This window comes from Burkholderia sp. E168m15, from assembly GCF_016586105.1.
In the GTDB taxonomy this organism is placed as follows: Bacteria; Pseudomonadota; Gammaproteobacteria; order Burkholderiales; family Burkholderiaceae; genus Burkholderia; species Burkholderia orbicola.
The window spans coordinates 19410-39099 of sequence record NZ_BCPO01000088.1 but is presented as its reverse complement, the minus strand read 5'-3'; the positions used below and the strand labels follow the sequence as shown (position 1 = coordinate 39099).

At 68.3% G+C, this 19690-nt stretch carries 17 protein-coding genes; 13 read left to right on the top strand and 4 right to left on the bottom strand.

The annotated features are described in order from the left end of the window. Positions 1–214 precede the first annotated feature (214 nt). The 4 genes from JMF86_RS15070 to JMF86_RS15055 all read left to right on the top strand — a co-directional run bounded on the left by JMF86_RS15070 (position 215) and on the right by JMF86_RS15055 (position 5923). Positions 215–970 carry a flagellar brake protein gene (locus JMF86_RS15070; protein ID WP_006477567.1) on the top strand — a complete coding sequence of 252 codons (756 nt, stop codon included), beginning with the start codon at positions 215–217 and terminating at the stop codon, positions 968–970. Between the two features lie 193 nt (positions 971–1163). Continuing rightward, complete coding sequence (flgK, locus tag JMF86_RS15065; RefSeq protein ID WP_054928142.1) at positions 1164–3095, top strand: flagellar hook-associated protein FlgK; 1932 nt, start codon at positions 1164–1166, stop codon at positions 3093–3095. Positions 3096–3112: 17 nt separating this feature from the next. Then, positions 3113–4348 (top strand): flagellar hook-associated protein FlgL, encoded by a 1236-nt coding sequence (flgL, locus tag JMF86_RS15060; protein ID WP_054928141.1) that lies wholly within the window; start codon positions 3113–3115, stop codon positions 4346–4348. 267 nt (positions 4349–4615) lie between these two features. Then, positions 4616–5923: a solute carrier family 23 protein gene (locus JMF86_RS15055; protein ID WP_027807827.1), complete on the top strand. Its 1308-nt coding sequence runs from the start codon at positions 4616–4618 to the stop codon at positions 5921–5923. A gap of 58 nt (positions 5924–5981) precedes the next feature. Here JMF86_RS15055 and JMF86_RS15050 read toward each other — a convergent pair whose 3' ends face one another. Further along, positions 5982–6866, bottom strand: a complete 885-nt coding sequence (locus JMF86_RS15050; RefSeq protein ID WP_054928140.1) for a transcriptional regulator GcvA — start codon at positions 6864–6866, stop codon at positions 5982–5984. Between the two features lie 96 nt (positions 6867–6962). Here JMF86_RS15050 and JMF86_RS15045 point away from each other — a divergent pair, with 96 nt between their 5' ends. The 9 genes from JMF86_RS15045 to JMF86_RS15005 all read left to right on the top strand — a co-directional run bounded on the left by JMF86_RS15045 (position 6963) and on the right by JMF86_RS15005 (position 15133). After that, positions 6963–7643, top strand: a complete 681-nt coding sequence (locus JMF86_RS15045) for a chromate transporter (protein ID WP_054928139.1) — start codon at positions 6963–6965, stop codon at positions 7641–7643. Next, positions 7640–8167 carry a chromate transporter gene (locus JMF86_RS15040; protein ID WP_006477572.1) on the top strand — a complete coding sequence of 176 codons (528 nt, stop codon included), beginning with the start codon at positions 7640–7642 and terminating at the stop codon, positions 8165–8167. Before JMF86_RS15045 ends, JMF86_RS15040 begins: the two co-directional genes overlap by 4 nt. A gap of 58 nt (positions 8168–8225) precedes the next feature. Further along, entirely contained in the window at positions 8226–8972 is a 747-nt protein-coding gene (locus tag JMF86_RS15035; RefSeq protein ID WP_027807828.1) for a YoaK family protein, read from the top strand. 415 nt (positions 8973–9387) lie between these two features. Beyond that, positions 9388–10509, top strand: a complete 1122-nt coding sequence (locus tag JMF86_RS15030; protein ID WP_011546404.1) for a porin — start codon at positions 9388–9390, stop codon at positions 10507–10509. A gap of 386 nt (positions 10510–10895) precedes the next feature. Continuing rightward, on the top strand, positions 10896–11120 hold the full coding sequence (locus JMF86_RS15025) for a hypothetical protein (protein ID WP_054928155.1): 225 nt from the start codon (positions 10896–10898) through the stop codon (positions 11118–11120). Positions 11121–11360: 240 nt separating this feature from the next. Continuing rightward, positions 11361–12716 (top strand): glutathione-disulfide reductase, encoded by a 1356-nt coding sequence (gene gor / locus JMF86_RS15020; protein WP_201317033.1) that lies wholly within the window; start codon positions 11361–11363, stop codon positions 12714–12716. A gap of 541 nt (positions 12717–13257) precedes the next feature. Next, complete coding sequence (locus JMF86_RS15015; RefSeq protein WP_201317034.1) at positions 13258–13929, top strand: CsgG/HfaB family protein; 672 nt, start codon at positions 13258–13260, stop codon at positions 13927–13929. Between the two features lie 80 nt (positions 13930–14009). Continuing rightward, positions 14010–14453, top strand: a complete 444-nt coding sequence (locus JMF86_RS15010) for a DUF4810 domain-containing protein (protein WP_054928136.1) — start codon at positions 14010–14012, stop codon at positions 14451–14453. Between the two features lie 14 nt (positions 14454–14467). Beyond that, the gene (locus JMF86_RS15005) at positions 14468–15133 is read left to right on the top strand and encodes a DUF799 domain-containing protein (protein WP_201317032.1); all 666 of its coding nucleotides are present in this window, start codon (positions 14468–14470) and stop codon (positions 15131–15133) included. A 126-nt stretch (positions 15134–15259) separates the two neighbouring features. Here the strand turns inward: JMF86_RS15005 and JMF86_RS15000 are convergent, their stop codons facing one another. The 3 genes from JMF86_RS15000 to JMF86_RS14990 form a co-directional block, all read right to left on the bottom strand. Continuing rightward, on the bottom strand, positions 15260–16561 hold the full coding sequence (locus tag JMF86_RS15000) for an FAD-binding oxidoreductase (RefSeq protein ID WP_054928134.1): 1302 nt from the start codon (positions 16559–16561) through the stop codon (positions 15260–15262). A 25-nt stretch (positions 16562–16586) separates the two neighbouring features. Next, entirely contained in the window at positions 16587–17891 is a 1305-nt protein-coding gene (locus JMF86_RS14995) for an FAD-binding oxidoreductase (protein WP_054928133.1), read from the bottom strand. Positions 17892–17989: 98 nt separating this feature from the next. Next, positions 17990–19582 carry a DUF3138 family protein gene (locus JMF86_RS14990; RefSeq protein ID WP_011546397.1) on the bottom strand — a complete coding sequence of 531 codons (1593 nt, stop codon included), beginning with the start codon at positions 19580–19582 and terminating at the stop codon, positions 17990–17992. Positions 19583–19690: the final 108 nt, after the last annotated feature.

Here is a 19690-nt window from a genome sequence, read left to right as displayed (position 1 = left end):
GCCCGCCACCGGTTCGCCCCCCCCTTCGGACCGCGCCCGGCACCTTGCCGCGCGCGGTTTCAACGTTTGCGCGAAATAAATCGCCGTTTCGATCTAAACTTTCGGTCAGCACTGCCGCTAAGTGTGAGAGACCTGCGACCGGGCCCCCGTTCTGGCCCGGTTTTATTGCGCACCGGTTGCCCCGGGCGCCCATGACAAGAAAGACCGGCTAGCCATGAATATCGAAACGTCGACGGACCCCAGCCTGGATGCAGGCCACTCCGGGCCCGACTATGCCCGCCGCAATCCGCTGGAAATCGGCGTGCAGCTGCGCAACCTGGTGAATCGCGGCGATTTCCTGACCGTGCAGTACCCTGGCGGCCAGCTCGTCACGCGTCTGCTCGAGGTCGACGTCGGCGCGCGGACGTTCACGTTCGACTGGGGCGCGCTGTCCGAGCAGAACGCCGGCATCCTCGGCGCGTCGCACTGCACGTTCGCGGCTTCGCCGGAAGGCGTGCGCGTCGAATTCACCACGGGCACGCCGCGCGAGACGCGCTACGAGGGGCTGCCCGCGTTCGTCGCCGATTTCCCCGACGTGCTGGTCTGCATCCAGCGCCGCGAATATTTCCGCGTGGACGCGCCGATCGTCGATCCGTTCCTGTGCCGCGGCAAGCTGCCGGACGGCGAGAGCTTCCTGTTCGAGGTGCACAACCTGTCGCTCGGCGGCGTGGGGCTGCGCACGGCCGACGAGCGCGTCGAGGCGCTCGAGGTCGGCACGCTGCTGCCGGACGTCGAGCTCGAGCTGACCGGCCACGGCAAGCTGTCGCTCGACCTGCAGCTGGTGTCGCAACGTTCGACGCAGATGCCGAACGGGTCGCGCCGCTACCAGCTCGGCTTCCGCTACATGTCGCTGCCGGGCAGCGCGGAGAATACGCTGCAGCGGCTGATCACCCAGCTCGAAATGAAGCGCCGCTCGCTCGCGCGGGCCTGACGCGCACCCGGCGCGGGCCCCGTCCGGGCCGCCCGCGCAGCGCCGCCGGCGCTCCTCGCCGGCCGCTTCGAACGGCGACGCACACCCGTGCGCCGCGCGTGCATTTTTTCCTCAATTTTTTCGATCCGCGGCCGTTATACCGGGAGTCACGCAACCCGGCGGCCGCAGCGCGGCCGGCTCATCAGGATCGCGCATGTCCAACTCACTCATGAACCTCGGTGTCAGCGGCCTGAATGCCGCGCTCTGGGGCCTCACGACGACCGGCCAGAACATCAGCAACGCGGCGACGCCCGGCTATTCGGTCGAACGCCCCGTCTATGCCGAGGCAAGCGGGCAGTACACCAGCAGCGGCTACATGCCGCAGGGCGTGAACACCGTCACCGTGCAGCGGCAGTACAGCCAGTACCTGAGCGACCAGCTGAACGGCGCGCAGACGCAGGGCGGCGCGCTGTCGACGTGGTACTCGCTCGTCACGCAGCTGAACAACTACATCGGCAGCCCGACGGCCGGCATCTCGACCGCGATCACGAGCTACTTCACCGGGATGCAGAACGTCGCGAACAGCGCGTCCGATTCGTCGGTGCGGCAAACCGCGATGAGCAATGCGCAGACGCTCGCGAACCAGATCACGGCGGCCGGCCAGCAGTACGACGCGCTGCGCCAGAGCGTGAACACGCAGCTCACCAGCACCGTCACGCAGATCAACGCGTACACCGCGCAGATCGCGCAACTGAACCAGCAGATCGCGTCGGCGAGCAGCCAGGGCCAGCCGCCGAACCAGCTGATGGACCAGCGCGACCTCGCGGTGTCGAACCTGTCGAATCTCGCGGGCGTGCAGGTGGTGCGCAACAGCGACGGCTACAGCGTGTTCATGTCGGGCGGCACGCCGCTCGTCGTCGCGGACAAGAGCTATCAGCTCGCGACCGTCACGTCGCCGTCCGATCCGAGCGAGCTGACCGTCGTGTCGCAAGGCATCGCCGGCGCGAACCCGCAGGGGCCGAACCAGTTCCTGTCCGACGCGTCGCTGTCGGGCGGCACGCTGGGCGGCCTGCTCGCGTTCCGCAGCCAGACGCTTGATCCGGCCGAAGCGCAGCTCGGCGCGATCGCGACCAGCTTCGCCGCGCAGGTCAACGCGCAGAACGCGCTCGGCATCGACCTGTCGGGCAAGGTCGGCGGCAACCTGTTTTCGACCGGCGCGCCGATCACCTACGCGAACCAGGGCAATACCGGCAACGCGGCGCTGTCCGTGTCGTTCGTGAACGCCGCGCAGCCGACCACCAGCGACTACACGCTCGCGTACGACGGCACGAACTACACGCTGACCGACCGTGCGACCGGCACGGTGGTCGGTACGTCGACGTCGATGCCGGCCTCGATCGGCGGGCTGAACTTCTCGTTCTCGTCCGGCTCGATGAGCGCCGGCGACAAGTTCACCGTGCAGCCGACGCGCGGCGCGCTGAACGGCTTCGGCCTCGCGACGTCGAACGGCTCCGCGATCGCGGCGGCCGCGCCGTACGTGCCGTCGGCCACGACGACCAACACCGGCAACGGCACGATCGGCGGGCTGTCGGTCACGAGCGCGACGGCCGCGGCCAACGCGCACAACTACACGATCACGATGGGCGGCACCACGGCCGCGCCGACCTACACGGTCACCGACAACACGGCCGTGCCGCCGACGACCAGCGCCGCGCAGCCGTACCAGTCCGGCTCGCCGATCACGCTGACGGCGGGCGTCACGGTGACGGTGTCGGGCACGCCGGCGGTGGGCGACACGTTCAAGGTCGCGCCGAACACGGGCGGCACGAACGACGGCAGCAACGCGCTCGCGCTGTCGAAGCTCGTCAACTCGAAGTCATTCGGCAACGGCTCGGCCACGCTGACGGGCGCGTACGCGAACTACGTGAACGGCATCGGCAACACGGCGAGCCAGCTGAAATCGTCGAGCGCCGCGCAGACCGCGCTGGTCGGCCAGATCACGCAGGCGCAGCAGTCGGTGTCGGGCGTGAACCAGAACGAGGAAGCGGCCAACCTGATGCAGTACCAGCAGCTCTACCAGGCGAACGCGAAGGTGATCCAGACCGCGTCGACGCTGTTCCAGACCGTGCTCGGCCTGTTCAACTGATTTCGGGGATCGAAGCGATGCGGATTTCCACTGCGCAGTTCTACCAGATGAACGTCGCCCAGATGAGCGACCAGCAGGCGCAGCTCTCGCAGCTGTACCAGCAGATCTCGAGCGGCGTGAGCCTCGCGACGCCGGCCGACAACCCGCTCGGCGCGGCGCAGGCCGTGCAGCTGTCGATGACGTCGGCGACGCTGTCGCAGTACGCGTCGAACCAGAACGCCGCGCTGTCGTCGCTGCAGAAGGAAGACCAGACGCTCATCAGCGTCAACAACCTGCTCAACAGCATTCACACCGTCGTGATCCAGGCCGGCGACGGCTCGCTGTCGGACAGCGATCGTTCGGCGTTGTCGACGCAGTTGCAGGGCTATCGCGACCAGTTGATGACGCTCGCGAATTCGACGGACGGCTCGGGCAATTACCTGTTCGCGGGCTTCCAGTCGGCCACCGCGCCGTTCTCGAACGCGCCGGGCGGCGGCGTGACCTACAGCGGCGACACCGGCTCGCGCCAGGTGCAGATCGCCGACACGCGCTCGATCGCGCAGGGCGACAACGGCGCGAACGTGTTCCTGTCGGTGCCGATGCTCGGCAGCCAGCCGGTGCCGCTCGCCGGCGCGGCCAACACCGGCACGGGCACGATCGGCGGCGTGACGATCACGAGCCCGTCGGCCGCGTCCAACGCGCACCAGTTCACGATCGCGTTCGGCGGCACGGCCGCCGCGCCGACCTACACGGTGACCGACAACACCGTCGTGCCGCCGACCACGACGACCGCGCAACCGTATTCGGACGGCGCCGGGATCGCGCTCGGCAACGGCCTGTCGGTGCCCGTGTCGGGCAAGCCGGCGCCGGGCGACACGTTCACGGTCACGCCCGCGCCGCAGGCCGGCACCGACGTGTTCGCGGCGCTCGACACGATGATCGCCGCGCTGAAGGTGCCGATCAGCAGCAACACGACCGCCGCGACCGCGCTCGCGAACGCGATGACCACCGGCACGACCAAGCTGAACAACATGATGACGAACGTCCTCACGGTGCAGGCGTCGGTCGGCGGCCGCGAGCAGGAAATCAAGGCGATGCAGGCCGTGAACCAGACCAACACGCTGCAGGTCAGCAGCGACCTGGCCGACCTGACGAGCACCAACATGGTCGCGACGATCAGCCAGTTCCTGCAGATGCAGAACGCGCTGACGGGGTCGCAGAAGGCCTACGCGCAGTTGCAGAACCTGTCGCTGTTCCAGTACATCAATCCGTGATGCACGACGCGCCGGCGGCGAGGTGAGCGCACGCTTACTTCGCTGTCGGCGCCCGCCGCCGCCCGTGCATCGTGCGCGGACGGGCGCTTCACCGGGCCGCGCGGTCGCGCACCGGTTCTCTCATGCGGGCTGCCGCTTCCTCGTTTGGCCGGCCGCGCATACCGGCTCGCTTGCCAGCCCCCATTCCGCTCCGTAAACTCGCGCCAGATTCCAGACCGGCGCATCCCTGGCAGCCGGCGACCGACGACCGACAGGAGCGCTTTCCCCATGTCCGATTCCTACTTCCCGCGCTGGCGGGTCCAGCCGACCGGCGCGGCCTCGCGCGTGGTCGGCCCCGACGAGCGCCTCGCGTGGCCGCAGATGATCGCGATGGGTGTGCAGCACGTCGTCGCGATGTTCGGTTCGACCGTGCTCGCGCCGCTGCTGATGGGCTTCGACCCGAACCTGTGCATCTTCATGTCGGGCATCGGCACGCTGCTGTTCTTCGTGCTGGTCGGCGGCCGCGTGCCGAGCTACCTCGGCTCGAGCTTCGCGTTCATCGGTCTGGTGATCGCGGTGACGGGCTACGGCGGCAGCGGCCCGAACCCGAACATTCCGGTCGCGCTCGGCGGGATCGTCGCGTGCGGCGTCGTGTACGTCGCGCTCGGCGCGCTGGTGCAGGCGATCGGCACGCGCTGGATCGAGACGCTGATGCCGCCCGTCGTGACCGGCGCGGTGGTCGCGGTGATCGGGCTGAACCTCGCGCCGATCGCGGTCAAGGGCGTGTCGGGCTCGACCTTCGAATCGGTGATGGCGCTCGTCACGGTGCTGTGCGTCGGCGGTGTCGCGGTGTTCGCGCGCGGAATGATGCAGCGCCTCTTGATCCTCGTCGGGCTCGTGATCGCGTACGTGATCTACGCGATCGCGACCAACGGAATGGGCCTCGGCAAGCCGATCGATTTCGCGATCGTCGCGCAGGCCGCGTGGTTCGGCGTGCCGAGCTTTCGCGCGCCGGTGTTCGATCCGCACGCGATGCTGATGCTCGCGCCGATCGCGGTGATCCTCGTTGCGGAGAACCTCGGCCACATCAAGGCCGTCAGCGCGATGACGGGCACCAACCTCGACCGCTACGTCGGCCGCGCGTTCATCGGCGACGGGCTCGCGACGATCGTCTCGGGCAGCGTCGGCGGCACGGGCGTGACCACCTACGCGGAGAACATCGGCGTGATGGCCGTCACGCGGATCTATTCGACGCTGGTGTTCGCGGTCGCCGCGCTGATCGCGATCGGGCTGGGCTTCTCGCCGAAGTTCGGCGCGGTGATCCAGACGATTCCGGGCCCGGTGCTCGGCGGCGTGTCGATCGTGGTGTTCGGGCTGATCGCGGTGACGGGCGCGCGGATCTGGGTCGTCAACAAGGTCGACTTCTCCGACAACCGCAACCTGATCGTCGCGGCCGTCACGCTGGTGCTCGGCGCCGGCGACTTCTCGCTGAAGATCGGCGGCTTCGGGCTCGGCGGGATCGGCACCGCGACGTTCGGCGCGATCATCCTGTACGCGATCCTGCGCAAGGAGAAGGAACCGGGGCCGGTGGTCTGATTCGGGCGCGGGCGGTGCAATGCCGCCCGTCGTTGTGCATACCGCCGTTGTGCTCACCTCACGCGCCGGTATTCGACTGCCCCTGCAGCCACGCGCAGAACTGCGCGACGAGCGGATCGTCGGCCGGCGCACCCGGCGCGATCCACCAGTAGCTGCGCGTCGCGATGCGCGGCCCGTCGAGCGGCATCACCAGGCGCCCGCTCGCGAGCTCGTCGTCGATCAGCGGCAGCGGGCCGAGCGCGACGCCGAGCCCGTCGACGGCCGCCTGCAGCGCCAGGTAGAAGTGATCGAACGACTGCCGCTTGCGCCCCTTCATCGTCACGCCGGCCGCCGCGAACCAGTCGCGCCAGCCTTCCGGCCGCGTATCCGAATGCAGCAGCACGTGCCGCGCGAGATCGTCCGCGCGCGTGATCGGCGCGCGCTTGAGCAGCGCCGGGCTGCACACCGGAATCACGCTTTCGTCGAGGAAGTGGCCGCTCGTGCAGTTCGGCCAGTGGCCGGGGCCGCGGCGGATCGCGACGTCGAAGCCGTTCAGCGTGTCGAGCGGCGCGTTCGACGTCGACAGCTTCAGCTCGACGTTCGGCACGTCGCGCTGGAACCGCGACAGGCGCGGCAGCAGCCATTTCATCGCGAAGGTCGGCAGCGCGTTGATGCGCAGCACGCGCGCCGCGCCGGTGTTGCGCAACTGTTCGGTGGCGTGCGCGATGCTGTCGAAGGCCGCGCGCACGGTGTCCAGGTAGCGGCGGCCTTCGTCGGTGAGCTTCACGCGCTTGCCGTAGCGGTGAAACACCGGCTTGCCGAGCCACGCCTCGAACCCGGCGATCTGCCGGCTGATGGCACCGTGAGTCACATGCAGCTCGTCGCCGGCGGCGCTGAAGCTTTCATGTCGTGCCGCGGCTTCAAAGGCCCGAAGCGCGGAAAAGGGCGGGAGATCGCGTGCCATGCTTGTGATTCTAGATCACAAGGGCGCGCCGATAAAATCGTTTTGCCGGAATCCTGAACGGCGGTAACCTCGCTTCACCGTTTGATGAGGAGCCCCATGCAATCCGCTTTTCAGCCTGACTCGCCGCCCGCTTCCCCGCCGCCTGGCGCGTCTCCTCGCAGCGTCGGCCTCGCCGAGCTGTTCACCGGTTTCCTGTCGCTCGGCCTGATGTCGTTCGGCGGCGCGTTGCCGTTCGCGCGGCGCACGATCGTCGACGAGCGCAAGTGGCTCTCCGCCGACGAATTCACCGATCTGCTCGGCCTGTGCCAGTTCCTGCCGGGCGGCAACGTGATCAACCTGTCGGTCGCCGTCGGCATGCGCTTTCGCGGCGTCGCCGGTGCGTTTGCCGGGATTCTCGGGCTGATCGCGGGCCCGACGCTGGTCGTCGTCGCGCTCGGCGTGCTGTACGCGAAGACGCAGAACGATCCGCGCGTGCAGCACCTGTTCGCGGGGCTTGCCGCGGCGGCGGCCGGCCTGCTCGTCGCGATGGCCGTGAAGGTCGCGAAGCCGCTGCTTCGGGCGCCGCGCACGGCGGCGGCGATCGCGGCGCTCGCGTTCGTCGCGATCGCGGTGCTGCGCATGCCGCTGTTGACCACGATGCTCGTGCTGACGCCTGTCAGCATCTGGTTCGCGTCGCGCCGTCGCGACGCGGGCACGCCGCGGCCGGCGCCTGCTGCCGCACCCGGCACGCAGGGTGCGCCCGACGCGCCCCGCTCGCAACGGGAGGGCCGGCCATGAGCGATACGCTGATCGCCATCGCGACGATCTTCAGTCAGTTGTCGCTGCTCGCGTTCGGCGGCGGCAACACGATCCTGCCGGAGATGCAGCGGCAGGTCGTCGACGTGCATCACTGGATGAGCGCGCACGAGTTCACCGCGCTGTTCGCGCTGGCCCAGGCGGCGCCCGGGCCGAACATGATGATCGTGTCGCTGGTCGGCTGGCATGTGGCCGGCTGGGCCGGGCTGCTGGTCGCGTCGCTCGCGAAGTTCGGGCCGTCGTCGATCGTCACCGTGCTCGCGCTGCATGCGTGGGAGCGCTTTCGCGACCGGCCGTGGCGCCGCTACGTGCAGCAGGGAATGATGCCGGTGACGGCCGGGCTCGTCGCGGCAAGCGCGGTGCTGATTTCCGAGGCGTCGAACCGCACCGCGATCCAGTGGGGCATCACGGCCGCGTGCGCGGTGCTGGCGTGGCGCACGCGCATCCATCCGTTGTGGCTGCTCGCGGGCGGCGCGCTGATCGGGCTCACGGGCATCGGGCAGTGAGCTGCGCACAACCGCCCTCCCGTGCGCGATACTGGCGCGACTTTTCACGGGAGGATCGATGGATCTCGACGGCGCCAGCCGCAATCTCACTGTCGCCGCGTTGCTGACGCTGTCCGGCGGCTATCTCGACGCGTACACGTACGTCGGCCACGGCCACGTGTTCGCGAACACGATGACCGGCAACGTCGCGCTGCTCGGCATCAACCTGTCGGCCGGCGAATGGGCCGCGGCGCTGCATCACGTACCGCCGCTCGGCGGCTTCGTGCTCGCGGTGTTCGTCGCGCACCTGCTCGGCCTCGCCGCGGGGCGCGGCTGGATGCGGCATACGGCGTTCGTGAGCCTGATCGTCGAAATCGCGTTTCTCGGCGTCGCCGCGAGCGGCCTCGTCGGCGCGTCGAGCGCATGGCTGATTCCGGGCATCTCGTTCGTCGCGACGCTGCAGACGCTGTCGTTCACCCATCTCGAGGAACTGTCGTACACGTCGGTGATGACGACCGGCAACCTGCGGCGTGCCGCGCAGAAGCTGTTCGTCGGGCTGATCCCGCGCTACGACGCGGGGGCGCTGCACGACTCGGCGCTGCTCGCGACGATCAGTTTCTGTTTCCTGGCCGGCGCGGTGGTCGGCGGCCTCGTGACGCGGCTCGTGCCGGACATCGCGCTGTGGGGCGCCGTGCTGCTGCTCGTCGGCGCGTTCGCGGAGATCGTGCGGCGGGCGTGGCGTCGCGCGGGGAACGGCGGCGCGGGCGGCGAGGACGGTAACGGCGACGCGGGCGCCGGCAGCGACGGGGCGGCGCAGACGGCCTGACGGCAGGCGGCAATCGGACAACCCCAAGCGGCAAGCGGCAAGCGGCGAGCAGCGAGCAGTGAGCAGTGAGCAGTGAGCAGTGAGCAGTGAGCCGATCGCAACGATCGCACCGACCATTTCACTACGCCGCGCCGCGCCGCGCCGCACCGCACCGCACCATCGCCGAACCTTGCAGCGCCGCACGTGCCCGCCGGCGCCGTCGCGCACCCTCCCGCCCTCGCGCGAGACAGGCCCGGCGCGGGAAACGTTGTTCCCGGACGACAATCGCGCGATTGCCGCGTATTTCAATTTCTTTCAGCGTTCGCACTGGTCTTATGATTCAGCCCACATCGCGCACGCCATGAACGTGTGCGATCGCCACCCGGCTGCGCACGCGGCCGGCCATGAATGGAGACACCTACAAAAGGGAAAGCTCATGAAGCAGACCACCCGACTCGCAGTCATCGCAGGGGGCGCGGCGCTGGCCTTCGCCAGCCAGTACGCAGCAGCACAAAGCTCGGTCACGCTCTGGGGCGTCGCCGACGCCAGCATTCGTTACCTGACCAACGCCAACGCCAAGAACGACGGCCTGCTGTCGATGACCAACGGCGCGATCACGAACAGCCGCTTCGGCATCTACGGCACGGAAGACCTGGGCGGCGGCCTGAAGGCCGTGTTCAACCTCGAGAGCGGCGTGAACCTGCAGAACGGCGCGTTCGCCGACAGCGGCCGCCTGTTCAACCGCGCGGCGTACGTCGGCCTGCAGAGCCCGTACGGCACGGTGACCCTCGGCCGCCAGAAGACGCCGCTGTTCGACCTGCTGTCGGACACCTACGATCCTCTGACGGTCGGCAACTACCTCGAAAACGCGTGGCTGCCGGTCGCACTCGGCGGCGGCCTGTATGCGGACAACCAGATCAAGTACACGGGCAAGTTCGAGGGCCTGACGGCGAAGGCGATGTACTCGACCGGCACCAACTACGAATCGACCGGCGCCGGCGGCTTCTCGGGCCAGATTCCGGGTTCGCTCGGCAAGGGCAATGCGTGGGGCGTGTCGCTGTCGTACGTGATGGGCCCGCTCAGCATCGCGGCCGGTGCGCAGCAGAACAGCGACAACTCGGCGCGCAAGCAGACGATCTACCACGCGAACGTCGTGTACGCGTTCAGCAAGGCGAAGATCTACGCGGGCTACCTGCGCTCGAAGGACGATACGGGCTTCGTCGACAGCCTGCTCGCGCAGCAGTCGATTCCGGTCGCGAAGGGTACGGGCCGGATCGACGACGGTCCGTTCGCGGGCGTGAGCTGGCAGGTCAGCGCGCCGCTGACGCTGACGGGCGCGTTCTACTACGACCACATGCGCAATGCGATGACCACGAACGGCACGCTCGCGAGCGGCAACCGCTACGCGATCGTCGGCATCGCCGAGTACGCGCTGAGCAAGCGCACCGAAATCTACGGCACCGTCGACTTCAACAAGACGAACGGCGCGGCGAACGTCGAGCTGCCCGGCCGCAGCAACCAGACGGGCATCGCGATCGGCCTGCGCAATATCTTCTGACGAACGTCGGAACGCACGCGCTGGCTTCGCCCGGCACGCACCGAAGAGGCTCCGCGAGGCGCCTCTTTTTTTTCGTCACGCGAGCTTCAATGCGAGCTTCATACGCGCACACGACTATTCGGCGGCCGCTCCATTGCGGAAGTCCCGCGCCGTAAGCGATCCGTCGGCAATCCAGAACATACTTTTACAGTCCGCGCGCAGGCTTTCCGCTACGCTGCGTGCATCGCGCGTGGCATGCCGTCCGGCGTGCGCGTGCGTCGTTCCGGTGGCGCTTCGCGAGCGCGGCCGGCCTGGTGCGTAACTTGTGTATCCGGCGATGACAAACACGGTCCGCCGGTTTCTTTCGTGGGACGATGCGCTCACGATTTTCTTGAAAGGGGATGACGATGGGTATCCTGAATGTCGTGGGTGAGATCGCCGGCGCGGTCGCCGCCGTCGAAGGCGCGGAAAAGCTGGATCCGGATGCGGGCCTCCTGACCAAGGCGGCCGCGGCCGTCGCCGGCTTCAAGGGCGCCGAGGCGATCGAAGGCATGCTCGAGAAGACGGACGAGCAGCCGCAGCAGGCGGACGATACGCAGGCGACGGACGGCAGCGACACGTCGCAGGCATGAGCATGGCGGCCGGTCGGGCCGCGGGCGCGCCCTTCGCGCGCCGGGCCGGCCGGTGCCGCGCAATCGGCAGGTCGGGCATGCGGTCGATCGGTGACGCATGGCACAACCGCCAGCCGGTTTGACCGGCGAGAGGCCTCGTCTCTCGCCGTTTTTTATTGGGCGCGCGGCACGCCCCACGCGCCGCACGAATTCCCGAATCTTGCTATCGTCCCCCCATCCGAACTGCGATGAGGGAATGCGATGGATTTCGACTACGACCTGTTCGTCATCGGCGCCGGCTCGGGCGGCGTGCGGCTCGCGCGCATGTCCGCGTCATACGGCGCACGCGTCGGCATAGCGGAAGAAGAGCAGATCGGCGGCACCTGCGTGCTGCGCGGCTGCATCCCGAAGAAACTGCTCGTCTACGCGTCGCACTACCCGCACGAAGTCGACGACGCGAAGGGCTTCGGCTGGACCTTCGGCGCCGGCACGCTCGACTGGTCCGCGCTGATCGCCGCGAAGGATCGCGAGATCAACCGGCTGAGCGACATCTACATCAACCTGCTGCGGCAATCGGGCGTCGACATGCACGCCGGCCGCGCGACGCTCGTCGATGCGCATACCGTCGCGATCGGCGAGCGTACGATCCGCGCGCGCCACATCGCGATCGCGACCGGCTCGCGGCCGTCGCTGCCGCCGCGGCCCGGCATCGAGCATGCGATCACGTCGCGCGAGGCGTTGTCGCTCGCGGCGCTGCCCAAACGCATCGCGGTGGTCGGCGGCGGCTATATCGCGGTCGAGTTCGCGGGCATCTTCAACGGTTTCGGCAGCCACGTCGACCTGTTCTATCGCGGCGAACAAATCCTGCGCGGCTTCGACGACGACGTGCGTCAATTCCTGACCGACGAGATGACGAAGCAGGGCGTCACGATTCATGCGCGCGCGGTGATCGAATCGATCGAGCACGCGGATGACGGCACGCTGTTCGTGCAGGTCGGCGACGCGCGGCACGGGCCGTACGATCAGGTGCTCTATGCGACCGGCCGCGTGCCGAATGTCGACGGGATCGGGCTCGAGCAGGCGGGCATCCTCCTCGATGCGCGCGGCGCGATTGCCGTCGATGCATATTCGGCGACGTCGGTGCCGTCGATTCACGCGATCGGCGACGTCACGTCGCGGCCGCAGCTCACGCCGGTCGCAACGCGTGACGCCGGGCTGCTCGCGCGCACGCTGTTCGGCGGGTCGCGCGTGGCGGTCGACCACGCGTACGTGCCGTCGGCCGTGTTCAGCCAGCCCGAGGTCGCGACGGTCGGCCTGACCGAAGCCGATGCGCGTCGTACGCTGGGCGACGTCGACATCTACCGCACGTCGTTCAAGGCGCTGCGTCACACGCTGTCGGGCCGCGACGAGCGCACGCTGATGAAGCTCGTCGTCGCGCGCGACAGCCAGCGCGTGGTCGGCGCGCACATGGTCGGCCGCGACGCGGGCGAGATCATCCAGGGCATCGCGATCGCGATTCGCGCGGGCGCGACGAAGGCGCAGTTCGACGACACGATCGGCATTCATCCGACCGCGGCCGAGGAATTCGTGACGATGCGGCAGAAGGTGGCCGATTAGCAGGAACCGGGAAACCGCACGCGCGTTTGCACCGATGCATGCGCGCGTGCGGTCGGTATGCCGAACGGCGTATTTTCGAGATATCGATCGTTCGGATCGAAGAGGCGGATTAACGTGTGTCGGTATCGCCGGATCGATCGCTAATCCGCCGATATCGACACGGACGAGCGGCGGGTATCGATCGCGTGTCGCGCGAGCCCATGCCTGCAACGCTTTACGCGTGAATGGATCGCCTATTCGATATAAGCGTGAAAATCGTCAATTATTATCAAGATAGGCCGTCTTGATAAAGAGGCTTGATATGATCGCGAAAAATCATATACGGGGCCGACCATGCGCGATCAACAGCGCAGTAATCAGAATAACGGAATCATCCGTGCGCACGATGCAGGCGCGTATCGCATTACCCATCCGCTTTTCGCCGTGACGCATCCGTTGCGCGCGTTCCTCCATGACTTGCCGCGATCGCCGAATCGGCGATGAACGCGTGCGCGTGCCCCGCGCAGTGCCCTCTTTTCCAGCAAGGAGACCCGCAGTGAACATTCAGACACGACGCACCGTCCTCGTGGCGGCGGCGGTCGTCGCAGCGCTGTCCGGCTGCGCGACCGAATCGTCGCGCACGCTCGACGTGCCGGCCGTCAGCAGCGCGCAGAAGCCGTACGCGGGCAAGCCCGTCGCGATCGCCGTCGGCAAGTTCGACAACCGCTCGAGCTACATGCGCGGCATCTTCTCCGACGGCATCGACCGCCTCGGCGGACAGGCGAAGACGATCCTCGTCACGCGCCTGCAGCAGAGCCGCCGCTTCAACGTGCTCGATCGCGAGAACCTCGACGAGATCAGGCAGGAAGCGGGCTTCATGAAGAAGGCGCAGGCCGTGAAGGGCGCGAACTACGTGGTGACCGGCGACGTGACCGAGTTCGGCCGCAAGGACGTCGGCGATCATCAGCTGTTCGGCATTCTCGGCCGCGGCAAGACGCAGGTTGCGTACGCGAAGGTCAACCTGAACATCGTCGACACGACGACGTCGGAAGTCGTCGCATCGAGCCAGGGCGCGGGCGAGTTCAGCCTGTCGAACCGCGAGGTGATCGGCTTCGGCGGCACGGCCGGCTACGACTCGACGCTCAACGGCAAGGTGCTGGACCTCGCGATCCAGGAAGCCGTGAACCATCTGGCCGAGCAGGTGGACGCCGGCGCATTGAAGGTCGCGCAGTAAGCGTCGCAACCCGCCGCAGCGGGCGCCGGGGCCGGCGCCGCGCTCGCACGATTCACCACGACATCAAAAGAGAAAAGACCATGAAACGGGGTAACTGGCTGCCGGCGACGGCCGCCGCCTTGCTGCTCGCCGGCTGCGCGAGCTCGACGCCGCCGCTCTATCAGTGGACCGGCTATCAGCCGCAGGTGTACGAATACTTCAAGGGGCAGAAGTCGCCGCAGGAGCAGATCGACGCGCTCGAAAAAGCGCTGCAGGACATTCGCGGCAAGGGGCATACGCCGCCGCCGGGCTTCCATGCGCATCTCGGCATGTTGTACGCGAGCATCGGCAGCGAGCAGCAGGCCGAACAGGAATTGCAGGCCGAGAAACAGCTGTTTCCGGAGTCCGCGGCCTACATGGATTTCCTGCTGAAAAAGAAAGGCGGCGCGCCGAAGGCGGCTGATCCGAAGGCAGCCGGCCAGAAGGCTGTCGACCAGACGGTCGCCGGCCAGAAGAACGCCGATCCGACCACCGCCAAACAGTGAGCGACGCGCCAGCCATGTTCAAGACCCTCTCATTCAAGCTGCTGTCCGTGCTGCCGCTCGTCGCGCTGCTGAGCGCCTGCGCGCAGCCGGTGAAACGGCCCGATTACGCGGCGTTCAAGAAGAGCCAGCCGCGCTCGATCCTCGTGCTGCCGCCGGTCAACGAAACCTCCGACGTCGGCGCGACCTACGGGCTGCTGTCGCAGATGACGCTGCCGCTCGCCGAGTCGGGCTATTACGTCGTGCCGGTTGCCGTGATGGACGAGACCTTCAAGCAGAACGGCCTGACCAATGCGGCCGAGATCCAGGAAACGCCGCCCGCGAAGCTGCGCGAGATTTTCGGCGCGGACGCCGCGCTGTATTCGAAGGTGTCGCAGTACGGCACCGTCTACCGGATTCTCGCGAGCGCGACGGTCGTGTCGGCATCGGCGAAGCTCGTCGATCTGCGCACCGGCGACGTGCTGTGGCAAGGCCACGCGAGCGCGAGCAGCGACGAAGGCGGCAACAACGGCGGCGGCGGCCTGATCGGCATGCTGGTGGTGGCCGCGGTCAAGCAGATCGCGAATACGTTGATGGACCAGAGCCACGACGTCGCCGCGTTCACGAGCGGCCGCCTGCTGTCGGCCGGGCCGCCGGCCGGCTTGCTGTACGGCCCGCATTCGCCGAAGTACGGCACGGACTGACCGGCGCATGCGGCGCGCGGGCACCGGCTGGTGTCCGTTGCGTCGGCGTGCCGCGATCCGATCGAACGGCTGCGCGCGAGCGCGGCCGTTTTTTCTCGTGCATCGGCATCGCGGCGGCCGACGGGCTCAATGCACGCCGAACGCATCCAGCAGCCGGTACCAGCTCATCGCGAGCACCAGCGCCGGCGTGCGCAGCGCCTCGCCGCCGGGGAAGTCGCGATGCCGGATCTTGTCGAACAGGTCGAAGCGGCTCGCCTGGCCGTCGATCGCCTCGGCGATCAGCTTGCCCGCGAGCGCGGTCGTGTTCACGCCGTGCCCCGAGAACCCCTGCGCGAAGTACGTGGTCGGCGTGATGCGGCCGAAGTGCGGCGCACGGTTCATCGTGATGTCGACGAAACCGCCCCACGCATAGTCGACCTTCACGTCCGCGAGCTGCGGGAACGTCTTCAGCATGTCGGCGCGCATCGCCGCGGCGAGATCGCGCGGCTCGCGCGTCGAATAGCTGACCTTGCCGCCCCACACGAGCCGCGTGTCGGGCGCCGGCCGGAAATAGTCGAGCACGAAGCGGCTGTCGCAGATCGCCGCGCGGGCGGGCATCAGCGCGGCGGCGCGCGCTTCGCCGAGCGGCTCGGTCGCGATCACGTAGGTGCCGACCGGCATGATCTTCCTCGACAGCGCGGGCGCGAGCGTGCCGATGTAGGTGTTGCAGGCGAGCACGACGAAGCGCGCGCGCACGTTGCCGCCGCTCGTCTCGACGACGTGGCCGCCCGCCACGTCGCGCACGCGCGTCACGCAGCTGTCCTCGTGGATGCGCACACCCGCGTCGGTCGCCGCCCGCGCGAGGCCGAGCGTGTAATTGAGCGGATGAAGGTGGCCGCTGTCGGGGTCGTACAGGCCGCCGCAATAGCGGGCCGACTGCACGTAGTCGCCGAGTTCGTCGGCTTCGACGAAGTGGAAGCGGTCGTAGCCGAAGCGCTTCGCGGCTTCGTCGCGCCAGCGTTTCAGCGCATCGGCGTCGCGCTCGGTGTTGGCCGCGGTCAGGTAGCCGGGCACCAGCGCGCAGTCGATGGCGTGTCGGGCGATGCGCGACTTCACGAGCGACAGCGTTTCGAGCCCCATGTCCCAGATCCGCTTCACGTCGCCTTCCGGCATGAACTGCGCGAACGTGTCGATGTCGCACGCGAAGCCGCCGATCAACTGGCCGCCGTTGCGGCCGCTCGCCGCCCATCCGACCCGCGACGCTTCGAGCACGGTCACCGAATGGCCGCGCTCGGCGAGGTTGAGCGCGGCGGACAGGCCCGTGAGGCCCGCGCCGATCACGCACACGTCGGCGTCGGTCGTGCCGGCAAGCGGCGCGTGGCGGGTCGTGTCGTTGGCGGTCGCCGCGTAGTACGACGCGACGTGCGGCTGGTTGGCGAATGTCTGCATGATCGGGAAAGCGGAGTGAAAGGGCTCAGAACAGCTCGCGCACGCGGTGATACAGCATCCCGAGTTCGAGCGCGGGTTGCCGCCATGCATCGCCGCCGGGAAAGCGCCGGTGACGCAGGCGGGCGAACAGGTCGAACGCGCGTGTGTCGCCCGCGATCGCGCCGGCGACCGCGCGTCCGGCGATGCCGGTGAGCGCGACGCCGTGGCCGCTGAAGCCCTGGACGTAGAAGAAGTTCGGATCGATCGCGCCGAAATCCGGCGCGCGGTTGCGCGTGACGTCGACGAAGCCGCCCCACGCGTGGTCGACGCGCACGTCGGCGAGCTGCGGGAACACGCCGACCATGCGCTGCCGGATCGCTTCGGCGAGCGCCGCGGGCGACGCGCCGGCCGAATTCGCGCGGCCGCCGAACAGCATCCGGTGGTCGGCCGACAGCCGGAAGTAGTCGAGGAAGAAGTTGTTGTCGCACACGGCTTCGCGTCGGGCGATCAGCGCATCGGCGCGTGTGCGGCCGAGCGGCTCGGTCGCGATGATGTACGACGCGATCGGCGCGATGCGCGCGGCGGTTGCGGCCGGCAGCACGCCGCCGGGCCCCGCGTTGCAGCACGCCACGACGAAGCGGCAGCGCACTTCGCCCGATGGTGTGCGCACCACGGGCCGCGCGCCGCGCACGACGTCGAGCGCCGGCGTGTGTGCGTACAGCGCGACGCCCTCGCGGCGCGCGGCATCGGCGAGACCGAGGCAGTACCTGAGCGGATGCAGATGGCCGGACAGTGGATCGTGCACGCCGGCCAGATAGCGCGTCGATGCAATGCGTGCCTGGATCTCGCCGGTATCGAGCCACGCGAGCGACGGATGGCCCCAGCGCGACGTCGCGGCATTCATCCACGCGCGCAGGTCGTCGATGCGGCGCGGCTTCGTCGCGACCGTCAGGTAGCCGCGCGTGAAGTCGCAGTCGATCCCGTAGCGCGCGATGCGCTCGGCGATCAGCGCGACGCCGTCGAGCGACAGCGACCACGCGGCGCGCGCGCCATCGGCGCCGAGCTGCTGCTCGATCACGTCGTCTTTCGCGAAGCCCGTGATCGCCTGGCCGCCGTTGCGGCCCGACGCGCCCCAGCCGGGCCGCTGCGCATCGATCACGGCGACGGACAGCCCGCGCGCGCGGCAGTCGAGCGCCGTCGACAGGCCCGCGAAACCGGCGCCGATCACGCAGACGTCGACGTCGATCGCATCCTCGAGGACCGGATCGTCGGCCAACGGCCGCGTGGCCGTTGCTTCGTAGTACGAGTCGCGCGCGAGCGCGTCGGCGCGGCGGGTAAAAGACTGTGTCATGAAACCGACTCCCTCGACAAGGCTGCACCCTGCACGCAGCCACCCTGAAAACGGCACGGGACGCCGTGCGTGCGGCACGGCGCCCCGCGCGTGCCGCATCAGAACGAATAGATGAACTGCGTCGCGAGCAGGTCGTTGGACTTGCCGTACGACCCGTCGTTGCGCAGGAACACCTTGTTGTTCGCCCAGTCGTGCCGGTATTCGACCTTCACGGTGATCTGCTGGGTCGGATAGAACAGCAGGTCGAGCGCGACGTCCTGGCGCACCGCGCCCTTGCACTCGAAGCCCAGGCCGCCGCCGGCCTTCGACTGCGCCAGGCAGTCCGCATCGACGCCAAAGCCGTTGCTCGGGTCCATCCCGTTGCCGTTCAGCGCGATACCGCCGCCGCCCCCGCCGTTCTTCGAGTTCGCGAGCAGGTCGTAGCGCAGCGTCACGCCCATGCGGCCGACCACCGGCGCGTTGAACTTGCGGTGCGCGAGCAGCGACAGCCCGTACCACTGCGCGAGGCCGCCGTTGAACGCCGCATGCTGCTGGCGGCCATAGTCGACTTCGGCGTTGTACTGAATGTCGGCGAGCGTGTAGGTCGCATCGAGTTCGCCGAAGAAGAACGAACCGTACGCGCTTGGCGCCGCGCCGCCCGGACCGTAGCTGACGGCGCCAGTGGTCGGGTCGATCGCGCTCGCCAGCGTCTGGCGCCCGATGTTGAACGACCCGCCGAGATCGAGCGCGCTCGACCACGTGTAGTCGGCGCGCGCGGTGAAGGTCGGCACCTTGTTGCTGGTGGTGATCGGGTCGCCGAGCGCATTGGTGCCCGTCTGCGTGACCGAACCGTAGGTGCGGTACTGCTCGTTGCCGAGGAAGAACTTCCACGCCCAGGCGCCCTTCGTGTAGTTCGCGCCGATACCGACGTAGCTGCCCGGATCGGAGAAATCGTACAGCAGGTTGTGCGTGAGCGTGAGCATCTGGTTCGACTGCTGCACTTCGTAGCCGCCGAAGCTCGGGATCAGGCCGGCGACCAGCGTCGTTTCCGCGGTGATCGGCACGTTGATCACCGCCGTGTTCAGCAGGTTGTCGGTGATCGAGCCGCGCGAGTTCTGCAGCAGCGTGATGCCGTTGCCGCGGTTCGGCATCAACGTGATCTCGGCCGACGGCGCCATCGGGCCGACGCCGAAGGTCTTCTTGATGTCGAGGTAGAGATCGCCGAACGTGCTGTTGAAGTAGTTGTACGCGTTCTCGTGGTTCGCGAACAGGAACGACGACGTGCCGGCCGCGCGGTTGTAGATGTAGGTCGGATCGATGTAGCCGGTGACCGACAGGCCGGCGAGCGGGCCGGTGTTGGCCGCGTCGGTCAGCGAGTCGACCTTCAGCTGCTGGTTCGCGATCTGCTGCTTCATTTCGCTGACCTCGTCGTTGGTCAGCGTCGCGCGTGCGCGGCCGTAATCCGGCGAACCCGGGTCGGCGGCGACCGCGACGGCGTTGCCGCCGCCGGCCGCACCGCCGCTCGCGCCGGACGTCGCGACGACACCCGCGCCGCCCGGCTTCGCGGCGAGCTGCGCCTGCATCGCCTTCATCTGTTTCTGCAGCGCCGCGACCTGCGCCTGCAGCGCCTTGATTTCGGCGGATGTCGAACCGGCCAGCGCGATGCCCGGCAGCGCGCCGGCCACCAGCAGGCAGATCAGTTTCTTCTTCATTGCGGATTCTCCTAGTCGTGCGCCTGTCAAATCGGGATCGAATCGCGCGCCCCCCCCTGGGGCAGCGCGTGTTGCTTGCATGCAGTGCTTGTTATCCTCGAAGCGGGA

Excerpts from the sequence above, each read along its gene's own strand:
- JMF86_RS15035 (WP_027807828.1), top strand. The coding sequence starts at position 8,226 with ATGGATCTCGACGGCGCCAGCCGCAATCTCACTGTCGCCGCGTTGCTG.
- JMF86_RS15070 (WP_006477567.1), top strand. The coding sequence starts at position 215 with ATGAATATCGAAACGTCGACGGACCCCAGCCTGGATGCAGGCCACTCC.
- JMF86_RS15025 (WP_054928155.1), top strand. The coding sequence starts at position 10,896 with ATGGGTATCCTGAATGTCGTGGGTGAGATCGCCGGCGCGGTCGCCGCC.
- JMF86_RS15045 (WP_054928139.1), top strand. The coding sequence starts at position 6,963 with ATGCAATCCGCTTTTCAGCCTGACTCGCCGCCCGCTTCCCCGCCGCCT.
- JMF86_RS15055 (WP_027807827.1), top strand. The coding sequence starts at position 4,616 with ATGTCCGATTCCTACTTCCCGCGCTGGCGGGTCCAGCCGACCGGCGCG.
- flgL (WP_054928141.1), top strand. The coding sequence starts at position 3,113 with ATGCGGATTTCCACTGCGCAGTTCTACCAGATGAACGTCGCCCAGATG.
- JMF86_RS15005 (WP_201317032.1), top strand. The coding sequence starts at position 14,468 with ATGTTCAAGACCCTCTCATTCAAGCTGCTGTCCGTGCTGCCGCTCGTC.
- JMF86_RS15000 (WP_054928134.1), bottom strand. The coding sequence starts at position 16,561 with ATGCAGACATTCGCCAACCAGCCGCACGTCGCGTCGTACTACGCGGCG.
- JMF86_RS15030 (WP_011546404.1), top strand. The coding sequence starts at position 9,388 with ATGAAGCAGACCACCCGACTCGCAGTCATCGCAGGGGGCGCGGCGCTG.
- JMF86_RS15040 (WP_006477572.1), top strand. The coding sequence starts at position 7,640 with ATGAGCGATACGCTGATCGCCATCGCGACGATCTTCAGTCAGTTGTCG.
- JMF86_RS14990 (WP_011546397.1), bottom strand. The coding sequence starts at position 19,582 with ATGAAGAAGAAACTGATCTGCCTGCTGGTGGCCGGCGCGCTGCCGGGC.
- gor (WP_201317033.1), top strand. The coding sequence starts at position 11,361 with ATGGATTTCGACTACGACCTGTTCGTCATCGGCGCCGGCTCGGGCGGC.
- JMF86_RS15010 (WP_054928136.1), top strand. The coding sequence starts at position 14,010 with ATGAAACGGGGTAACTGGCTGCCGGCGACGGCCGCCGCCTTGCTGCTC.
- JMF86_RS14995 (WP_054928133.1), bottom strand. The coding sequence starts at position 17,891 with ATGACACAGTCTTTTACCCGCCGCGCCGACGCGCTCGCGCGCGACTCG.
- JMF86_RS15050 (WP_054928140.1), bottom strand. The coding sequence starts at position 6,866 with ATGGCACGCGATCTCCCGCCCTTTTCCGCGCTTCGGGCCTTTGAAGCC.
- flgK (WP_054928142.1), top strand. The coding sequence starts at position 1,164 with ATGTCCAACTCACTCATGAACCTCGGTGTCAGCGGCCTGAATGCCGCG.